The sequence below is a fragment of the Pseudarthrobacter sp. SL88 genome (assembly GCF_026672455.1).
GTDB lineage: Bacteria > Actinomycetota > Actinomycetes > Actinomycetales > Micrococcaceae > Arthrobacter.
On sequence record NZ_JAPPRD010000001.1, the window covers coordinates 3,044,906 to 3,060,116 of the forward strand.

The window sequence follows — 15,211 nt, forward strand, 5'->3', positions numbered from 1 at the left end:
AGAAAGTCTTAATGTCAGAACAAGTCGATTTGACGCCATGCTGCCCAACCGGCGCGCAGTCAGCCTTGACCCAAGAACCCCGCCTGCTACGATCGAACCAGAAAGTATGTCCTATCAAGAGAACATATGGCGGCAAAGCGGCTGCGCCCCATCCGGGCGGAACCGGACGCTGCGACCGAGAACAGGAATACACCGTGGCGAACAACCTGGGCCTCAGCATCGACCGCAGCTCCCCCGTGCCGCTCTACCACCAAGTAGTCCAGGGCATCGAGGCGGCCATCCACAGCGGAGTCCTGGAACCGGGCAGCCGATTGGACAATGAGATCGACCTCGCGGCGCAGCTGAACCTCTCCCGGCCCACCATGCGCAAGGCCATGGACGAACTGGTGCGCTCCGGGTTGCTGGTGCGCAAGCGCGGCGTGGGAACCCAGGTGGTTTCCAGCCAGGTCCGCCGCCCCCTGGAACTCTCCAGCCTCTACGACGACCTCACCAACAACGGCAAGAAGCCCACCACCGAGGTGCTCAGCTTCTCCCACATTGAGGCCGACGACGCCACCCTGGCCATCCTCCAACTGCCTGCCGGATCCAAGGTGTACCACTTCACCCGGTTGCGGAAAGTGGGCGGGAAGCCGCTGGCACTGATGGAGAACTGGGTGCGCGACGACATCGCTTCCATGGACGAAGCGATGCTGTCAGCCGAAGGCCTCTACTCGATCCTCCGCCGCGGCGGCGTCAACTTCCGGCTGGCCACGCAGCGGATCGGGGCCGTGACGGCCAACGAGTACCAGGCCTCCATGCTGGACGCCGCCGAAGGTTCGGCCCTGGTCACCATGGAGCGCACCGCGGTGGACGACACCGGCCGGCACATCGAAACCGGACACCACGTCTACCGCGCCGATTCCTACAGCTTTGAAATGACACTCGTACAACGCTAAACCGCAAGGAACACACACCATGACCAACTGGGTCTACCCCCTGGGCACCGCCGCCGACGGCATCTGGGATGTCTCTCTCGGGACGTCCGATTCCTCCCTCACTGTTGATGGGTGGGCACACACCGGCCTGAAGGTGGCCACCCTGGCCGCGGGCGCCGCCGTCGAACTTCCCGCCGCGGACGAAGAACGCATTGTGGTGCCCCTCAACGGGTCCTTCACCGCCACTGTGGACGGCACGGACTACCCTCTCGCCGGCCGCGCGTCCGTGTTCGCCGGCCCCAGCGACGTTCTCTATACCGGGACTGGGCGCGCCGTCACTGTCAGCTCGGCCGACGGCGGCCGGGTCGCCATCGCGACGGCACCCGCCAAGGCCTCGTACCCCACCCGGCTGGTACCGGCTGCGGACACCCCCGTGGAACTTCGCGGGGCGGGCAACTGCTCACGCCAGGTCCACAACTTCGGCACACCCGCCGCGCTGGAAGCGGACCGGTTCATCGTCTGCGAGGTCCTTACTCCCGCCGGAAACTGGTCCTCCTACCCGCCCCACAAGCACGACGAAGAAAAGGACGGCGAGACCCACCTCGAAGAGATCTACTACTTCGAGACGCAGGTGGCCGACGGATCCGGAGCGCCGTCCGACGCTGACGCCATCGGCTACCAGCGCGTCTATGCCTCGGATGAACGCCCCATCGACGTCTCCGCCGAGGTCCGCACCGGCGATGTCGTCCTGGTGCCCTACGGCTGGCACGGCCCCTCCATGGCAGCGCCCGGCTACGACCTGTACTACCTCAACGTCATGGCGGGCCCGGGTCCCGTCCGGGAATGGCTGATCAGCGACGACCCGCACCACGGCTGGGTACGCCAAACTTGGGACACCCAGAACATCGACCCGCGGCTGCCCTTCGGAGCCTAAGGCCGGGCCGCCTGCTGGCATAGTGGAGTCTTGTGAAACAGACTTCCCCTTCGCCACGGTCAGTGACCATGGAGGACGTGGCACGCGAGGCCGGAGTCAGCCGCGCGCTGGTGTCCCTGGTGATGCGCGAGTCCCCCAAGGTCTCCCCCGCCAAGCGGACGGCGGTGCTGGAAAGCGCCGCCGCCCTGGGCTACTCCCCTAACCGGCTGGCGAGCCGGTTGGCGAGCCACCGGACCAACGCCGTAGGAGTCCTCTTCCTCGACCTGCACAACCCGGTCTTCGCCGACATCTATGACGGCCTCAGTGCAGGGTTGGCGGGCAGCGGCAACCAGGTGATGGTCGCCGTCGGCTCCGCGGATCCCCGCACCGAGATAGAAGCGGTGGGCTCCTTCGTGGACTTGCGCGTGGACGGGGTGATCCTGGCCGGCTACACCGGCACCTCCGAGGACCTTGCGGCCGCCCTGCGCGGGACCCCCGCGGTGGTGATCACCCGTGAGTTGGAGGCCGACGGCGTCGATTCAGTTTTGACGGACGACTTCCGTTCCGGCGTACTCGCCGTGGAGCACCTCTACGGCCTGGGGCACCGGCGGATTGCGCATGTGGACATCTCCGACTGGCTCCCCTACACCGCCCGCCGCGAGGGCTACCTGCACGCCATGAAGGAGCACGGCCTCGCGCCCCAACTGGTGCACAGCGACATGACCGAACGCGGCGGACGCGCGGTGATGGAGCAGTTCCTCGACTCGGACGGGCAGCTCCCCACGGCGATCTTCGCGCACAATGACCTCACGGCCATCGGCGTCATGGAGGCCCTCACCGCCCGGGGACTGTCCATCCCTGGCGACGTGGCCATTGTTGGCTGCGACAACATTGAGTTCGCGGCTTCCCCGTTGATTGGCCTGACGTCCATTGACCAGCACGCCAGGGAGCTGGGCCAGGTGGCTGCGAGGGCCATGCTGGACCGGATCGCCGGGACCGCCGGGCCGGCAGCGACCCGCAAGCTGGAACCGGCCCTGATGGTCCGCCGCTCCTCGGACCCGACAGCCTGATCCCCTGGCTCCCCCGACGCTTCTATGTCTGTGAAGCGTCGGAGGGGAGCAGGAGCATCTGCTACGGCAAGGAGTGGTCGAGTCTCCTCGCCGTCGTGACTCTGATACCCCGTTATTGCGGTGATGGCTATCCGTCGCCGAAGTAAGCTTTCGCCACGGCACAGGTGGGGCGCAGCGCATGCTCGGCGATGAGGGAAATGGACCCTAAACAGGGGCGCCGCTCAAACTTCAGATGGTGCGCCTTTTAAGCTCGCGGTATACCGTCGTCCGTGACACGCTGAACAACTCGGCCAGCTCGGCCTGTGTGTGCTCTCCGGCATCGTGCAGTGTCAAAAGGTGCTTCCGCTGCGTCTTGGACAATTTCGGCTGCTTGCCTTTCAGCCGCCCCTTGGCCTTTGCAACGGCCATGCCCTCGCGGGTGCGCATCCGGATCAGATCCGCCTCAAACTCGGCCACCATTCCCAGGACGTTGAACAGCAGCCGGCCTACCGGGTCAGTCGGATCATGGGTGCTGCCGCCCAGACTGAGGGCTACTCCCTTGGCTGTCAGCTCGTCGGCTATATCTCGCGCATCCGAAAGGGAGCGCGCCAGCCGGTCGAGCTTTGTGACCACGAGGGTATCGCCGGCCCGGCACGCAGCCATTGCTTCGCGAAGCCCCGGCCGCACACGGTTTGCTCCCGTTAGGCCGTGATCGACAAAGATCTGCTTCTCATCAACACCAAGGGCAAGGAGGGCGTTTCGTTGGGCCGTCAGGTCTTGGTCGTTCGTCGAGACCCGGGCGTAACCGATCTTAATTCCAGTCATGACGACTATGGTTGCAGTAATCCCCCCATCACCGCGCACTTCATCGTGCGGGTCCTACGTACATGTCAGGGGTCAGCATCCGCGCGGAACGTGGCAGCGGGCTTCTGAGCACGATGATCGACCGGCTAACGGGCGGGTAGCGCAGTTCGTTCTCACAGCTTCCGCCCCGCGGATCGGCGGCAACGTGGCCACGTCTGCTGAGTAGGACATCGTTACTTGCGCGCGCGCCGACGTTGGCCCAGTGAGTGAACCTAAATACATTTGAGCCATGACATTGCCCTTTGTCGGAGATGACACAGTCCATCTCGATTCCGGTACCTCTATGTGGGTCCAGTTGACGCATTTCCTCATTGACCCGGCCCAGGACGACCAAGCCATTCTGGAGCGCTTAATCGAGAGCCCCGGCTACCAGCACGACTATGCTTCTCCATTTCCCTCGGCGGCGGAAGTCCGCCCATGGGGAATTCACGGGCGGTGGAGGATTGATGCCATCCACCCAGGTCTGTTCCAGGCATCGACGGCCGAAGCGGCGAAAGCCGAGATCGACGCCTGGGCAAAGGACCAAGACTGGACGGACCCGGGATACTCCCAACCCGCCGATGCCATTCAACGGCTGGAAACCATCTATTCAGTCTTGGGATCAGGCACTGTACTGAAACTACGGAATCCCCCACCGGAAGCCGAACATGACTACGGCTTCGTCACCGGCAGCCTGGGTTTCTACGAGTACATCGTGATTGATCGGACTCTCCGCACGCTTCACGTCATAGTCGCTTCCGATGACTGAATTACACCACCCAGATGTCATCGCTCCCTGAGCCGAACTTGGATTCGACGATGGCACGCAGCACGCTGAAGGATCCCCTGTGGGGCGGGAGTTTTCGCACTCGTCCAAAGTCAAAGAGAATTGGAGAAACGATTGATAGAAGACGACTTCATCTCAGCCCTGGCATCCGAGTTTCCAGATCATGTGAGCGTCGAAGAGTCAGCTGTTCTAATCGGTATCGAGATAGTTTTTGATGCTCTGGACAGGGCCCAGCAGCTCGGGTTGAGGCTTGCTGGCCTGGATGGTTTTAGATCCGATCCTGACGGCTTATATCCGATGCTGGACTTCATCGTTGATCTCTCTCCCCTCATAGAACAGCGAGCTCCCCTTTCAGAGCAGTACGACAGTGCCCGGAAAATACTTAGGAACTGGGGCGAAGGACCGGACCTGGTCGAGCTTGTCTTACTCGAACCTTAGACGGCTGAAAAACGAAGAACGTCGCGGCGGGCTTCCGCGGTGCGAGATGATCGACTGGATTACGGGCAGTCAAAATGGCAATCGGTGCTTGGTGCAGCAGCAAGCGCCAAAGCCATGCACTTTCGATTTTCAGGCACCAGCTCGAGGCAGGATCCTTTCGCGACCGGGAAGCGAACTAGTCACACCCGCTGAAGGATCGGCCTACGGGCGCCTGACTGCCGTGGATATTCGGGAAGTCCTTGGCAGTAATTTCTAGATTCATGACAGCACTAGGACCCGGACTGGCAGCGTGGGGTGTTGAACTGGAACGAGTCACCCTACGGTTAGATTTATTGCGTGAGTTCTCTTGTTGAAGAAGCCCTGAAGGTGCTTTATGCGGCCAAGGTTCCTTTGGCTCCGGGCTTATCGCCACGGCAGCTCGAGGATGTTGAAGAGCAGTTCTCGTTCGGGTTCAGTCCTGATCATGCGCGGTTCTTGAGTCTGGCGATGCCGATAGGCCCTGGCTGGGTTGATTGGCTGCGACCCCGTCGGAATTCAGAAGAGGCTCGACTGGCCGCGCGATGGCGTGTTGTTTGATGTTGGGGAGAATGGTTTCTGGCCTGAGGAATGGGGCGAGCGGCCCACCCAAGTTGAGGAAGTCCTCCCAGCGGCACGAGAGCGATTGCGCACCGTGCCTGTCCTCATCCCGATCTATTCGCACCGTTTCATGCCCGCAGCTCCTGCACCCGCCGGCAGCCCGGTTTTTTCCGTGTATCAAACTGATGTGATCTACTACGGCAGCGATCTCGCCTCCTACTTCCAAAGCGAGTTCTTCAACAATCCTGACCGAAAATCATCCACACATCGCATCGAGTTCTGGTCTGATCTGGCAGAGGGCCGGTGGATCTAAAGGCTTCTGCTGCGAGGAGCGTCGGGTGGGCAAAACTTGATCGCGGACTTCATCGAAGCCCGGAAAACATTACACAACGAGGCAGTAGGAAGGTGCATCGTGAAGGATCCCTCAACGGGCGCGCAATTGCCGCCTGGGCACGGCCAAGTGATCCCTGTAACTGGCCCGATGCTCGACCTCACACCGTGTGCTCGGGAAGCGCAGGTCGACGCCAGTCGGTAAGATCCGGATCGAATTGGGCTAGCAGGTCCTCTAGGACTGACCAGCCATGCGTGCTGACGAGAGCGGCTTCAGCGGGAAAGAGCGGCACAAGCCACGAGATAACGATGGGCCCATTGTGGTCCTCGCAGGTCGCGAACCCTTCTGGCTGATAGACCGGAATACTGAAGTAGAAGGCCTCCAGGCCGGTGTCTGGATCCAGCGGCCCCCTGGGACCAATGACTTCACCTCGCAGGGGAGCCGTCCCCTGATGGACCACTTCATGCACGAGTTGCTGCATGATTGACGGAACGTAGCGCTCAAAGTGGCCGCTTCGGACCATCATCAGGAACTCCATCCGAACGGGCGCTCTGCCCGGCAACATCAGTGCATGTCGGCTCAGTCCCAAGGTCGAGTACGCGGTCACTCCTTCGAGGGGGCCGTTAGCGAACCTGACCACCTGCGCGTGCATTGGGTTGCCTTCGGCCTCCTTGGACCATCCCTCGGTGATGGTGCCCAAGTAGCGCTCAAGGTGCTCGACAAGGTGTGTCATGAAACCACCCTACCGACGGGCTTAGTGCTCGATCCTTCGCCGGTCTTGTGTATCGCTGGACGCCAACTGTGTTCCCGCCCGGTGAGGGATCCTCGAGTGGACGGCTTTTTAGCCTGGACACTTAGCTATCGAGTACGCGACGTTTGGCTGCCGAAAATTCTTCTGCGCTAAGGGCGCCCCTCGAATAGAGGTCTGCTAGAAGGGCAAGTTCCGCTGCAACCGAATCCCGTCCGGTGTTTCCATTCTTCACATGGCGCTTGCCAGAGAGGCCGGAAGCAGCAGCCACAGCCCTCGTTCGACTCTTTGTCATTGCGTGCAAGACGAGCATGATGGCACCGAGAACTGCTACTGCAATCCCAAGCGGCATGGATAAGTAGGAATGGATGACGTTCCCTATGATCGCGATTGCTACTCCCGCGCAAACCAAAGCGACACCAGATACCCAGCGGGCCGTCTCACGAAGGGGGCGTTTTCCCTTGAACTCAAACAAGTACCCGCCGGCAGGATTGGGAACCGCGTGCTCGTTCATGTGCTGAAGCGTAGCCCCAACCTAGATTATTGAACATCCCAGTTTTCCTGGGAGTCCCACAGCCGTGCGGTGAAGGATCCTCTACCGGACGAGGTCCCAGCTTTCTTGGATCAGTTTCCGGTTGCTGCTTCAGTTCTCTTTGCTTTAGGGTCGCGGCCGGGTGTGCCGGATTCCATCGCCTGCAAGGCGTCTGGGAGTGCAAAGACGGTGCTGATGAAGCTGAGCTCGATGTCCAAGTCTGGCCGCGCCTGGCGCCCTTCCAGCCCCCAGACCCGAGTTCCGTTGCGCCGAATCCACGACATGCTGCGATTGACCCATCTTTCATAGTCCTTGGAAACTTCCGCCATCGAATCTGCTTGTGAGCCCAGCGAACTGGGAAAGATCGCTTCTGCATGCAGACGAGCAGGAGACCACAAGATGGTGGGCGAAGCGTTCGAATCCATCAGGGCTTCATTCTCTGCGGGAGCTAACTTCTCCCAGTTCAATCTGTTGAATACGGCGTGGACAGAGCCGCCTTGCATCGCTGCATCACCGGGACGGACTGGAACGGGTGAGCCGAGCTGGTGATTCATTACCATCACGCGTGATTGTTCAAGCGCTTCTTCCCGGCTCAATGCCGTCAGTGGCGTTTTGATGAGTGGCCATGGATGCAAGGTCACCTTAGCGGGCTCACCCAAGTAATCGAGCAACAGCATCTGATCTTCAAGAGTCGCGAAGTAATGAACAGCGGTCACCATAACTGGAGTCTTTCATGCCCGATCGCAGTTCAAAGAAGCGCCCGTATGCCGATCCCTCACTGGGACAGTCAATCAGGTTTGTTGTTGCGTTTAGGGAGCCGCTGCCGACATTCGCGGTTGGGTAATAATCAGACAGTGATGCAACTAGAGTTTTGGCCGGACTATGGGCCGGGTCCACTGTGGGAGCAAGGAAAACCTGCTGATCTGCGATCTCTGGGGCTGCCGTATGAGCTCGCCGAGCGGCTCATCTCTTGGAACTCTCGATTCGAGGAGGACAAGGTTCCGCTCGAAGGCCCGGGCGACGTCGGCTGGGTCGCAGAAGGGGTACATCTTCTGCGCCAGGTTCGCCTTGCCCTGGGAGCTGGGTACAACGTCGTGGTCACTGAGCCCTGGTGGGGAGAGACTCCAAGTTGAGCGTGAGACTGCGGAAGAAACGTGTCTCAAGCCGTGCGGTTACACTCCACACCCTCTGCTCCCAGTACATACTGTCCGATGAGCGATCACTTACCGGTCCTTGCGGGGAAGACATGCCCTGCGGAGCAGTCTCATCCCTGTTTTCCTTGGGTAGTCTCAGCTCGTGACTGATTACCGGCAACACCCCAGCATCGTGGCACACTGGCGCGACGCTTCGCTCCAGCCCCTTCCGGAAGCTCAGGAAGCGCGAGAGACCATATGGTTTGCGGCGCCCCCTGAACCTGACACGGAGCAGATGTGGGAGGGACTTCGGGGTCGCCTGGAAACGGACGGCACAGCGACTGTTCTGGGAGTCCCCGCGTATCTTTACGACGTCAACTTTGGCGACCGCGTAAGCGTGATGCGATCCGCTGAGAACGCGCTCGTTGCCACTGGCGTGGAGTGCGACGCGCTCAACTTCACCTTCAGAGTCCAACTGACTGCTGATGACCCGAACGCATGGCGCCCCCTGGCCGAGGAACTTGCCGAGAAGGGCTGCCTCCTCGATCTCATCTCTCCGCGGTTCTTCGCCATATCCTGCGGTCAGCCTCAAGCACAGGAAGTCGCCGACAGGCTGTCCACGTTGGAACGCAACGGCGTCCTTCATTATGAGTCTGGTCGAACACAACAGTTGGGCTAGACACCCGATAGAGCCAGCGCGCCGTGGAGGATCCCTCACCGAGCAATGCTCTCGGTTCCTAAGCTCGTCGTTTCGAGCCAGATGACAGGGGCCATACGTCTCAGGGGAAAGGAAGGTTTGAGCCTTGCGGGAAAGGCAGGACTCCTTGTGCTGGGGTGATCGTGAACCACTCGCTGCCCTGTTTGGACGCAAAAATGATGACTCTCTCAGCGGTATCGAGCGGATCGCCGTCGGGGTAGGACTCTCCTGCGGTGCAGGTCGGCGGCGTGGAGGTGATGTGCAAGTTCCCTTCTCCTGGATCGCCTTTGAGTATCTGTTCGACTTCTACAAGGTGAGTCGTCGCCCTGTGACCGTAGATGCTGGTTTCGCCTGCTTGGCTTACCGACTTCCCGATGAGCACCAAAGCAGCGTTGTCGTATTGATTCTGGGGTGTTTCGAACCGGACCCAGTCAACGCACGCAAGGGGGCCGCCGCTTTGTACGGGGCTGCTGGGAGAACTAAGGATGGTGCTCGTGGCAGTTGTCTTGGGTTCCGTGACTTCTGTGGGTCCAGCTCCGCCCGTTCCCTCGTTGCCGCAAGACGTCAGCAACACGCTAAGGAGCAGGGTCGGAACCAGGCATCGCCAAATCTGGATGCTTTTCATCGTGCTTCCTCAAAGGTTGTCGCGGACAGGTAGAAGGCTGGCATGCCGCTTTCGGATGCAGCAATCGGAGCAGATCGAGAACCGCAGATAGCAGCGAGTGAACGTTTCATCCTGGCGGGGCGCTTGGTGTGGGGTAGGAGGGTGAACCTCCGCCGGAGCCGGAGGCCATGAAGACGCCTATCTGGGTTTCTCCGTCGCTTTGGAAGACTGGGATTTCGCGGTCCGGGCGGGGGGTGCTGAAGTTCTTGACGGCATCTTCCGGGCTGGTGGGCATGGGCCCGCCGTTCAGGTCCTTGGAGTAGGCGTAACCGGTTTGCCCGTTGGTGGCCATCACAGCGATCAGGTCGGGGGTTCCGTTCTCCTGGCTTTCGACGCCGTAGGTTTCACCCTTGGCATTGACCCCCAGGGGTGTTCGTTCCTGCTTCACGTACTTCGCGGTGAGCTGCCAGCGCGCCTCGGGGGCGGCCGTGATGGTGACGCTGTCCTGGCCCGGGGCGAGGGGAATGGTGTAGCCGCTCCAGCCCAGTCTGTCGCTGGCCGCGTCCTGCGCGGAGCAGCTGCTGGACGCACCGTCGGGAAATGTAAACCAGCCGGGCGTCAGGCACGTGAGTTCCATTTGAATCCCTGTGGCACCCTCGGGTGGGGAGCCCAACTCAACGGTTGCTGTGCCGGCGTAGGTTGTGGTCACGGGGGAGGCCAGGGGTGTCACTTTTTCGCTTCCGGGGATGACGAAAAGCCCTGCCGCTGCCGCTCCGACGCCAAGCAGTCCGGCCCCGGCCAGCAGCCCGGAGCCAAGCCACACCTTCGTGCGCCTCCGTTTTGCCACCGGTGATTCCTGAGCGACTTGGGAGACGAGTTCTGCCCGGAGGGCATCATTGAACAGTTTGTCGACGTGGAGTTGGTTCATGGCCGTTCTCCTTCCAGAACCGGTGTTGAAGCGGTGGGCGGGTTGGTTCGTACGTCACCGTCGAGAGCGGTTCTCAGGCGATGGCGGGCCCTGTGCATCCGTGACTTTGCTGCCGCAGGGGTGAGGCCCAGTGCGGCGGCGGCCGCTGCGATGGTGTGATCCTCGAACACAATCAGGCTCACCAGGTGCAGGTCTTCGGTGCTCAGTGTTCCGAGCGCTGTCGCAAGGTCCTGATCGAGCTGGTCTTGGTATCTGCGGTAGGGATCGGCAGCCGAATTGTCGGCGTCCTGGCCACGGGGAAGCGAGTTCAGCAGACGCTGGTAGCGGCGGGCCGTGCGGGCGCTGTTGCGCGCCATGTTCGTAGTCGTGACCAGCAGCCACGGAAGGATCGATCCTTCCACAACCCTGACCTGCTTCCGCCGCCTCCAGAGTTCCAGGAAGGAGGCGGCCATGATGTCTTCAGCATCGTGGTGATCCCCGCAGAGCCGGTATGCGTGGCGAAAGACCCGGTCCCGATGTCGGTCGTACAAGGCACCAAACGCATCACCCTGTCCCAGAAGGCTTTGGCGCCACAACCCCTCTTCGGTGTCTCCCTGATTCCCCATGCCTTTTAGTGTCCGGCAAAGCCCAAATGGTTTCGCCTGAACTGGAAGACTTTCCGAAACACGTCCAAAGCGCCCGCTGAAGGATCCTTCACCGGACGCTGCGCGCATCTCAGCCGTCTTGCATGAAATGTTTGTGCGATTCGAGCCCTTGGTGGGCCTGCCCGGTCGCCGCGCTTTGGCAAGATGGTTCAATGAGCAGCATTGCATCCCACGAAATTGTTGAGTCGTTCTTTCGGCTGACCTCTCGGTGTCTAGATGCTCTTCTCATGCAATACGGCGGAACCGAGCACCCGACCGTGTGGACCGGATTGTGGCTGGTGCCCCGCGACGGCAGCGATCCAGTACGATCCGGGCGGTTAGAGGAATGGGCTTCGTTTCACCTACACGGCCGCGGCTGTCGCTTCGAACTGGACACAGGCGAGGACCTGGACGTGGACTGGGATGATGACGGACGCGCCGTTTTTAATTCCTGGCGGATCCTCATGTTTGCCCTGTCGATAGGCAACGAGACAGTCAGTAAAGAATCATTGCTGATCGCGGCGATGCAGTCGCCTTCAATTCTGCAGATCGCCCCCGATCAGTTCTCATGGCCAGACCGACGTTACGACCTCACCTGGGGACCTGCTGTCTGAGCCGTTAGGACCCGTTCAGTAGGGACGCGCAGGCATGCTGGCGTTCCACCAGGGGATCCTCGATGGGGGGGAGTTTTCGCACTCGTCCAAGGTCAAAGAGAATTGGAGAAACGATTGATAGAAGACGACTTCATCGCAGCCCTGGCATCCGAGTTTCCAGATCAAGTGAGCGTCGAAGAGTCAGCTGTTCTAATCGGTATCGAGATAGTTTTTGATGCGCTGGACAGGGCCCAGCAGCTCGGGTTGAGGCTTGCTGGCCTGGATGGTTTTAGATCGGATCCTGACGGTTTGTATCCGATGCTGGACTTCGTCATTGATCTCTCTCCCCTCATAGAACAGCGAGCTCCCCTTTCAGAGCAGTACGACAGTGCCCGGAAAGTACTTAGGAACTGGGGCGAAGGACCGGACCTGGTCGAGCTTGTCTTACTCGAACCTTAGACCGCTGAAAACGACGAACGTCGCGGCGGGCTTCCGCGGTGCGAGATCGATCGACTGGCTTACGGGCAGTCAAAATGGTAATTGGTGCTTGGGGCAGCAGCAGGCACCAAAACCATGCACTCTCGATTTTCAGGCACCAATTCGAGGCAGGATCTTTTCGCGATAGAGCAGCGAACTAGTCACGCCCGCTAAAGGATCACTCAGCGAATGAGTTGCTGCTTGTAGCCGCTTGCTCCGCGCAGGTCGACGGTTAGAGCGCGGGAATCGTTTAGCTGCCCTACGGCCTCAGGCTTGCCCGGAACCTGACCCCAAGGGCGGACGAGGCTGTCTCCCTGATATCGAGAAACAAGGTGAATATGCAGGTGAAACACGTCCTGCCACGCCGCCTCACCGCTGCTCTGAATCAGGGTCAGTCCTAGGGGATTCAGCTCTCGTTTGAGGATCCTTCACCGGACGCCAGCACCGTTGCAGGCGTGAGGCTAGGGATTTAGGACGAAGCGGGTGACGAGAGATCAACAGATTTGGCGGGCATTGACTTAAGAGAAGGTATCTTCCTATTCTTTCAGCATGCCGCGACGAAAAGCAGGGACGCTACTTCCTTTGGAACTTCGCGTCCTGGAAATCGCTAAGAAAGCCGAGTTAGACCGCAAACCCATGTACGGATTTGCGCTTGCGAGTGCTCTGTCTGGAGATGGTGGAAAGTCCCTGACGGGCCATGGCACCCTCTACAAGGCACTGGCGCGTATGGCCGACGCCGGCCTACTGGAAACCGAGTGGGAAGATCCTGAGATTGCAGAGACTGAACGTCGGCCGCGCCGGCGCCACTACCGCATTTCATCCAAGGGAGTCGCCGCTCTCCACGCGTCCCACCCCGCTCCGGCCACGGCACCGCGCCCGATAACTACCCTGCGCCCGGTTCAGCCATGACCGCTCTATACGACATCCCGACTTCGAGAACCATGTCGGCAGTCCTCCTGTGGGTCGACTTCTACACAAGCTTCGTTCCGGCGAACGTGGCGCAAGAAAGACGTCAAGAACTCCTCTCTGATATCTACGAGCAGCTGGCGGACGGACAGCAACGGGAACTCTCGCAAGGAGCAATTAACCGGGCAATAGCTAGTCGTGCGCTCCGCGGCCTGTCCGCCGACCTCATCTGGAGCAGCAAGCACCAACGAAAGGGCAAGAAGATGAACGCATCACCGGCTACACCCCAACCCTCCAACGCGCTCGTGACTATCCGTCTCAGCAGCCTTGTCTGGGTAGCCCTCGCACTTCTGGCGCTGCTCGGCGTCGCTACCTCAATCACCGAGTTTGTTGAATATGGCGGTAACCGCTTCGGCTACGTCCCCTGGCCAGGGGCCGGGAACATCAACACCACCGTCGTCCAGATAGTTTGCAGCACAGTACTTCTAATCCCCGCCACATTCATCACAGTCAAAAGGCTGATCCACCACAACGCCCGCCAAGCCTAAAGGGCTTCTATCCGCCCGCATAGCGCTGATGTCAGCTGGGATGTCGCTGCCGCGCGTCCGGTAGAGGATTCTCTACCGGACACGATGCTGCATCCGCCTAGATGGTCGCCACAAGTTCCAGCTCGAATCCATCAGAATTTACGAGATAGGCAGCGTAGTGCTCGGACCCGCCAGCGAACGGGTATTTTTCTTGGAACAGCTGTACCCAGCCGTGATGGCGGCTTTCTTCGACAAACAGATCGAGATCTTCTTTATTGCCGGCATGGAGCGCTAGGTGGTTAAGCCCTGGACGTGTGCGCTCGTGTTCCGAGCTGCTCATGCCCGGTGATTGCTCAGCAACGATGTATGTCAGACCGAGCCGCCAGCTGATCCCTGCGCTCCAGCTCTGATGGATCGAGTACCCCAGGTTCGTTAATGCCCAGCCCCATTCCTGCTTGGCCCGACCCAGGTCAGGGACCCAGAGTTCGATATGGTGCAAAGTCCCTTTGGAATCGTTGTTCACGAGGGTGAGTCTTCCATACGCCAGGTCACCGCCAGCCGTTTCGCGGCAGCGGCCAGTGCCCGCCAAAGGATCCTCCCGCGGACATTACAGCTAACCTCTGGAGCGATGGCCGGGGACGTTCACAGAACTAGTCCATATGTGGGTTGTCGAAAAGTATCTCCGCCTCTGACTCGGGAAGCCGGCGCCGCGCAGAAGAATCGACCTTGAAGCTGTCTAGTTCAAAGATCTCGTCCTCTTTGTCCAGAAGCATTGCGACGACGCAGGGGTACCCGTCTTCATCCTTAAACCAACCCTCGGACAGAGTACGGCCGAACCTTCGGTCTGATTTGGTGCTTTCGAATGAGAGGCTGCCCATTCCTCCGTCGTTCATATCGGTAACGCGGAAGGATGCGAAGTCGACTGCTTTCCACTTCGGCTCGTAAGCGTGATCAAGCAAAGAACGCATGATCAATACTTCACCAGGCAGCAGGCTTCTAGGACTCATTTAGGGATCCTAATACTCGAGGGAGCAGTTGATGTGGCTTTCCTGCCTGGAGGATCTGCAGGAAGGCCCGTGAAGGGATCCATCTTCGGGGGATTTTGTACTGGGCCGCCCTGAGGGACTGACAATGGGAGCCATGAATGGATTCACAGCCGAGGACAATGAGTCGCTCGATCAGGCAGGTCGGATACTCCGAGAACATGGCTGGAAGAAAGCTTTCACCCTCGATGAGATGATGACAGCCTGGGAGCAGCTCGTGGCCGAGGTCGAACTGGGTTACAGCGACATGGTGGACGAATACACGAACGACTTGGCCTGCCGTGACTGGTTGGCGGCCGTGTGGCCATTGATTGCAGAGCACGTGCGAACAGTCCGGGAACCGGAACTGAACGCCCTGGACTTGCGGTTTCTGGCCGCAACAACCGAGGACAATGCCGAAGAGTTAAGGCGCTTCTACAGTACCGACGCTAAAGATGCATGGTGGTGGCGACGCCTACCCCTCCGTCGCTTTGGAGAATTTGCCGCTGACCTGAAGTCGCTCTAGTGTCCAACAGCCCTTGGCGAGCCCCGTCAGGCGGTTTTCAAGCA

Annotated in this window: 23 protein-coding genes; 13 read left to right on the top strand and 10 right to left on the bottom strand. The window is 60.2% G+C overall.

The window, feature by feature from the left end:
* The first annotated feature begins 194 nt into the window (after positions 1 to 194).
* The 3 genes from OVA06_RS13705 to OVA06_RS13715 are packed head-to-tail and all read left to right on the top strand — an operon-like array spanning position 195 to position 2,897.
* The gene (locus OVA06_RS13705; protein ID WP_091718525.1) at positions 195 to 935 is read left to right on the top strand and encodes a GntR family transcriptional regulator; all 741 of its coding nucleotides are present in this window, start codon (positions 195 to 197) and stop codon (positions 933 to 935) included.
* Between the two features lie 19 nt (positions 936 to 954).
* The gene (gene iolB / locus OVA06_RS13710; RefSeq protein ID WP_268159027.1) at positions 955 to 1,848 is read left to right on the top strand and encodes a 5-deoxy-glucuronate isomerase; all 894 of its coding nucleotides are present in this window, start codon (positions 955 to 957) and stop codon (positions 1,846 to 1,848) included.
* A 32-nt stretch (positions 1,849 to 1,880) separates the two neighbouring features.
* Positions 1,881 to 2,897 carry a LacI family DNA-binding transcriptional regulator gene (locus OVA06_RS13715; RefSeq protein WP_268159029.1) on the top strand — a complete coding sequence of 339 codons (1,017 nt, stop codon included), beginning with the start codon at positions 1,881 to 1,883 and terminating at the stop codon, positions 2,895 to 2,897.
* A 228-nt stretch (positions 2,898 to 3,125) separates the two neighbouring features.
* Here the strand turns inward: OVA06_RS13715 and OVA06_RS13720 are convergent, their stop codons facing one another.
* Positions 3,126 to 3,701 carry a recombinase family protein gene (locus OVA06_RS13720; protein ID WP_268159031.1) on the bottom strand — a complete coding sequence of 192 codons (576 nt, stop codon included), beginning with the start codon at positions 3,699 to 3,701 and terminating at the stop codon, positions 3,126 to 3,128.
* Positions 3,702 to 3,969: 268 nt separating this feature from the next.
* On the opposite strand from OVA06_RS13720, the gene OVA06_RS13725 reads away from it, so the two are divergent.
* The 4 genes from OVA06_RS13725 to OVA06_RS13740 all read left to right on the top strand — a co-directional run bounded on the left by OVA06_RS13725 (position 3,970) and on the right by OVA06_RS13740 (position 5,833).
* Positions 3,970 to 4,488 (top strand): hypothetical protein, encoded by a 519-nt coding sequence (locus OVA06_RS13725; protein ID WP_268159033.1) that lies wholly within the window; start codon positions 3,970 to 3,972, stop codon positions 4,486 to 4,488.
* Between the two features lie 120 nt (positions 4,489 to 4,608).
* Positions 4,609 to 4,944 (top strand): hypothetical protein, encoded by a 336-nt coding sequence (locus tag OVA06_RS13730; protein ID WP_268159035.1) that lies wholly within the window; start codon positions 4,609 to 4,611, stop codon positions 4,942 to 4,944.
* Positions 4,945 to 5,280: 336 nt separating this feature from the next.
* Positions 5,281 to 5,520 (top strand): hypothetical protein, encoded by a 240-nt coding sequence (locus OVA06_RS13735; RefSeq protein ID WP_268159037.1) that lies wholly within the window; start codon positions 5,281 to 5,283, stop codon positions 5,518 to 5,520.
* Complete coding sequence (locus OVA06_RS13740; protein WP_268159039.1) at positions 5,510 to 5,833, top strand: hypothetical protein; 324 nt, start codon at positions 5,510 to 5,512, stop codon at positions 5,831 to 5,833. Before OVA06_RS13735 ends, OVA06_RS13740 begins: the two co-directional genes overlap by 11 nt.
* Before the next feature lie 178 nt (positions 5,834 to 6,011).
* Here OVA06_RS13740 and OVA06_RS13745 read toward each other — a convergent pair whose 3' ends face one another.
* From OVA06_RS13745 to OVA06_RS13750, 3 genes are all read right to left on the bottom strand, one after another.
* Positions 6,012 to 6,584, bottom strand: a complete 573-nt coding sequence (locus tag OVA06_RS13745) for a suppressor of fused domain protein (protein WP_268159041.1) — start codon at positions 6,582 to 6,584, stop codon at positions 6,012 to 6,014.
* Between the two features lie 121 nt (positions 6,585 to 6,705).
* Positions 6,706 to 7,113 (bottom strand): SHOCT domain-containing protein, encoded by a 408-nt coding sequence (locus tag OVA06_RS19790; RefSeq protein ID WP_442793549.1) that lies wholly within the window; start codon positions 7,111 to 7,113, stop codon positions 6,706 to 6,708.
* A gap of 110 nt (positions 7,114 to 7,223) precedes the next feature.
* The gene (locus tag OVA06_RS13750; RefSeq protein WP_268159043.1) at positions 7,224 to 7,850 is read right to left on the bottom strand and encodes a hypothetical protein; all 627 of its coding nucleotides are present in this window, start codon (positions 7,848 to 7,850) and stop codon (positions 7,224 to 7,226) included.
* Between the two features lie 577 nt (positions 7,851 to 8,427).
* On the opposite strand from OVA06_RS13750, the gene OVA06_RS13755 reads away from it, so the two are divergent.
* Entirely contained in the window at positions 8,428 to 8,943 is a 516-nt protein-coding gene (locus OVA06_RS13755) for a DUF4265 domain-containing protein (RefSeq protein WP_268159045.1), read from the top strand.
* Between the two features lie 100 nt (positions 8,944 to 9,043).
* Here OVA06_RS13755 and OVA06_RS13760 read toward each other — a convergent pair whose 3' ends face one another.
* The 3 genes from OVA06_RS13760 to OVA06_RS13770 form a co-directional block, all read right to left on the bottom strand.
* Positions 9,044 to 9,586 (bottom strand): hypothetical protein, encoded by a 543-nt coding sequence (locus OVA06_RS13760; protein WP_268159047.1) that lies wholly within the window; start codon positions 9,584 to 9,586, stop codon positions 9,044 to 9,046.
* Between the two features lie 106 nt (positions 9,587 to 9,692).
* Positions 9,693 to 10,493, bottom strand: a complete 801-nt coding sequence (locus OVA06_RS13765) for a peptidase M56 family protein (protein ID WP_268159049.1) — start codon at positions 10,491 to 10,493, stop codon at positions 9,693 to 9,695.
* Entirely contained in the window at positions 10,490 to 11,206 is a 717-nt protein-coding gene (locus OVA06_RS13770) for an RNA polymerase sigma factor (protein WP_268159051.1), read from the bottom strand. Before OVA06_RS13770 ends, OVA06_RS13765 begins: the two co-directional genes overlap by 4 nt.
* A gap of 83 nt (positions 11,207 to 11,289) precedes the next feature.
* Between OVA06_RS13770 and OVA06_RS13775 the strand changes: the two genes are divergently transcribed.
* Together OVA06_RS13775 and OVA06_RS13780 are read left to right on the top strand one after the other, a co-directional pair.
* Entirely contained in the window at positions 11,290 to 11,730 is a 441-nt protein-coding gene (locus OVA06_RS13775) for a DUF6896 domain-containing protein (RefSeq protein ID WP_268159053.1), read from the top strand.
* A gap of 102 nt (positions 11,731 to 11,832) precedes the next feature.
* Positions 11,833 to 12,168 carry a hypothetical protein gene (locus OVA06_RS13780; RefSeq protein ID WP_268159055.1) on the top strand — a complete coding sequence of 112 codons (336 nt, stop codon included), beginning with the start codon at positions 11,833 to 11,835 and terminating at the stop codon, positions 12,166 to 12,168.
* Positions 12,169 to 12,368: 200 nt separating this feature from the next.
* On the opposite strand, the gene OVA06_RS19795 is transcribed toward OVA06_RS13780, so the two are convergent.
* The gene (locus OVA06_RS19795; RefSeq protein WP_442793581.1) at positions 12,369 to 12,611 is read right to left on the bottom strand and encodes an HIT family protein; all 243 of its coding nucleotides are present in this window, start codon (positions 12,609 to 12,611) and stop codon (positions 12,369 to 12,371) included.
* Positions 12,612 to 12,735: 124 nt separating this feature from the next.
* Here OVA06_RS19795 and OVA06_RS19800 point away from each other — a divergent pair, with 124 nt between their 5' ends.
* Together OVA06_RS19800 and OVA06_RS13785 are read left to right on the top strand one after the other, a co-directional pair.
* Positions 12,736 to 13,095, top strand: coding sequence for a PadR family transcriptional regulator (locus tag OVA06_RS19800; RefSeq protein WP_442793550.1), 360 nt, complete (start codon positions 12,736 to 12,738; stop codon positions 13,093 to 13,095).
* The gene (locus OVA06_RS13785; protein ID WP_268159057.1) at positions 13,092 to 13,640 is read left to right on the top strand and encodes a hypothetical protein; all 549 of its coding nucleotides are present in this window, start codon (positions 13,092 to 13,094) and stop codon (positions 13,638 to 13,640) included. Before OVA06_RS19800 ends, OVA06_RS13785 begins: the two co-directional genes overlap by 4 nt.
* Positions 13,641 to 13,737: 97 nt before the next feature.
* Here OVA06_RS13785 and OVA06_RS13790 read toward each other — a convergent pair whose 3' ends face one another.
* Together OVA06_RS13790 and OVA06_RS13795 are read right to left on the bottom strand one after the other, a co-directional pair.
* Positions 13,738 to 14,142 (bottom strand): VOC family protein, encoded by a 405-nt coding sequence (locus OVA06_RS13790; RefSeq protein WP_268159059.1) that lies wholly within the window; start codon positions 14,140 to 14,142, stop codon positions 13,738 to 13,740.
* Positions 14,143 to 14,269: 127 nt separating this feature from the next.
* On the bottom strand, positions 14,270 to 14,626 hold the full coding sequence (locus tag OVA06_RS13795) for a DUF6984 family protein (protein ID WP_268159061.1): 357 nt from the start codon (positions 14,624 to 14,626) through the stop codon (positions 14,270 to 14,272).
* A gap of 124 nt (positions 14,627 to 14,750) precedes the next feature.
* Here OVA06_RS13795 and OVA06_RS13800 point away from each other — a divergent pair, with 124 nt between their 5' ends.
* Positions 14,751 to 15,167 (top strand): hypothetical protein, encoded by a 417-nt coding sequence (locus tag OVA06_RS13800; protein ID WP_268159063.1) that lies wholly within the window; start codon positions 14,751 to 14,753, stop codon positions 15,165 to 15,167.
* Positions 15,168 to 15,211 lie beyond the last annotated feature (44 nt).

Excerpts from the sequence above, each read along its gene's own strand:
- OVA06_RS19790 (WP_442793549.1), bottom strand. The coding sequence starts at position 7,113 with ATGAACGAGCACGCGGTTCCCAATCCTGCCGGCGGGTACTTGTTTGAG.
- OVA06_RS13775 (WP_268159053.1), top strand. The coding sequence starts at position 11,290 with ATGAGCAGCATTGCATCCCACGAAATTGTTGAGTCGTTCTTTCGGCTG.
- OVA06_RS13765 (WP_268159049.1), bottom strand. The coding sequence starts at position 10,493 with ATGAACCAACTCCACGTCGACAAACTGTTCAATGATGCCCTCCGGGCA.
- OVA06_RS13725 (WP_268159033.1), top strand. The coding sequence starts at position 3,970 with ATGACATTGCCCTTTGTCGGAGATGACACAGTCCATCTCGATTCCGGT.
- OVA06_RS19800 (WP_442793550.1), top strand. The coding sequence starts at position 12,736 with ATGCCGCGACGAAAAGCAGGGACGCTACTTCCTTTGGAACTTCGCGTC.
- OVA06_RS13800 (WP_268159063.1), top strand. The coding sequence starts at position 14,751 with ATGGGAGCCATGAATGGATTCACAGCCGAGGACAATGAGTCGCTCGAT.
- OVA06_RS13770 (WP_268159051.1), bottom strand. The coding sequence starts at position 11,206 with ATGCGCGCAGCGTCCGGTGAAGGATCCTTCAGCGGGCGCTTTGGACGT.
- OVA06_RS13785 (WP_268159057.1), top strand. The coding sequence starts at position 13,092 with ATGACCGCTCTATACGACATCCCGACTTCGAGAACCATGTCGGCAGTC.
- OVA06_RS13750 (WP_268159043.1), bottom strand. The coding sequence starts at position 7,850 with ATGGTGACCGCTGTTCATTACTTCGCGACTCTTGAAGATCAGATGCTG.
- OVA06_RS13795 (WP_268159061.1), bottom strand. The coding sequence starts at position 14,626 with ATGAGTCCTAGAAGCCTGCTGCCTGGTGAAGTATTGATCATGCGTTCT.
- iolB (WP_268159027.1), top strand. The coding sequence starts at position 955 with ATGACCAACTGGGTCTACCCCCTGGGCACCGCCGCCGACGGCATCTGG.
- OVA06_RS13720 (WP_268159031.1), bottom strand. The coding sequence starts at position 3,701 with ATGACTGGAATTAAGATCGGTTACGCCCGGGTCTCGACGAACGACCAA.
- OVA06_RS13760 (WP_268159047.1), bottom strand. The coding sequence starts at position 9,586 with ATGAAAAGCATCCAGATTTGGCGATGCCTGGTTCCGACCCTGCTCCTT.
- OVA06_RS13745 (WP_268159041.1), bottom strand. The coding sequence starts at position 6,584 with ATGACACACCTTGTCGAGCACCTTGAGCGCTACTTGGGCACCATCACC.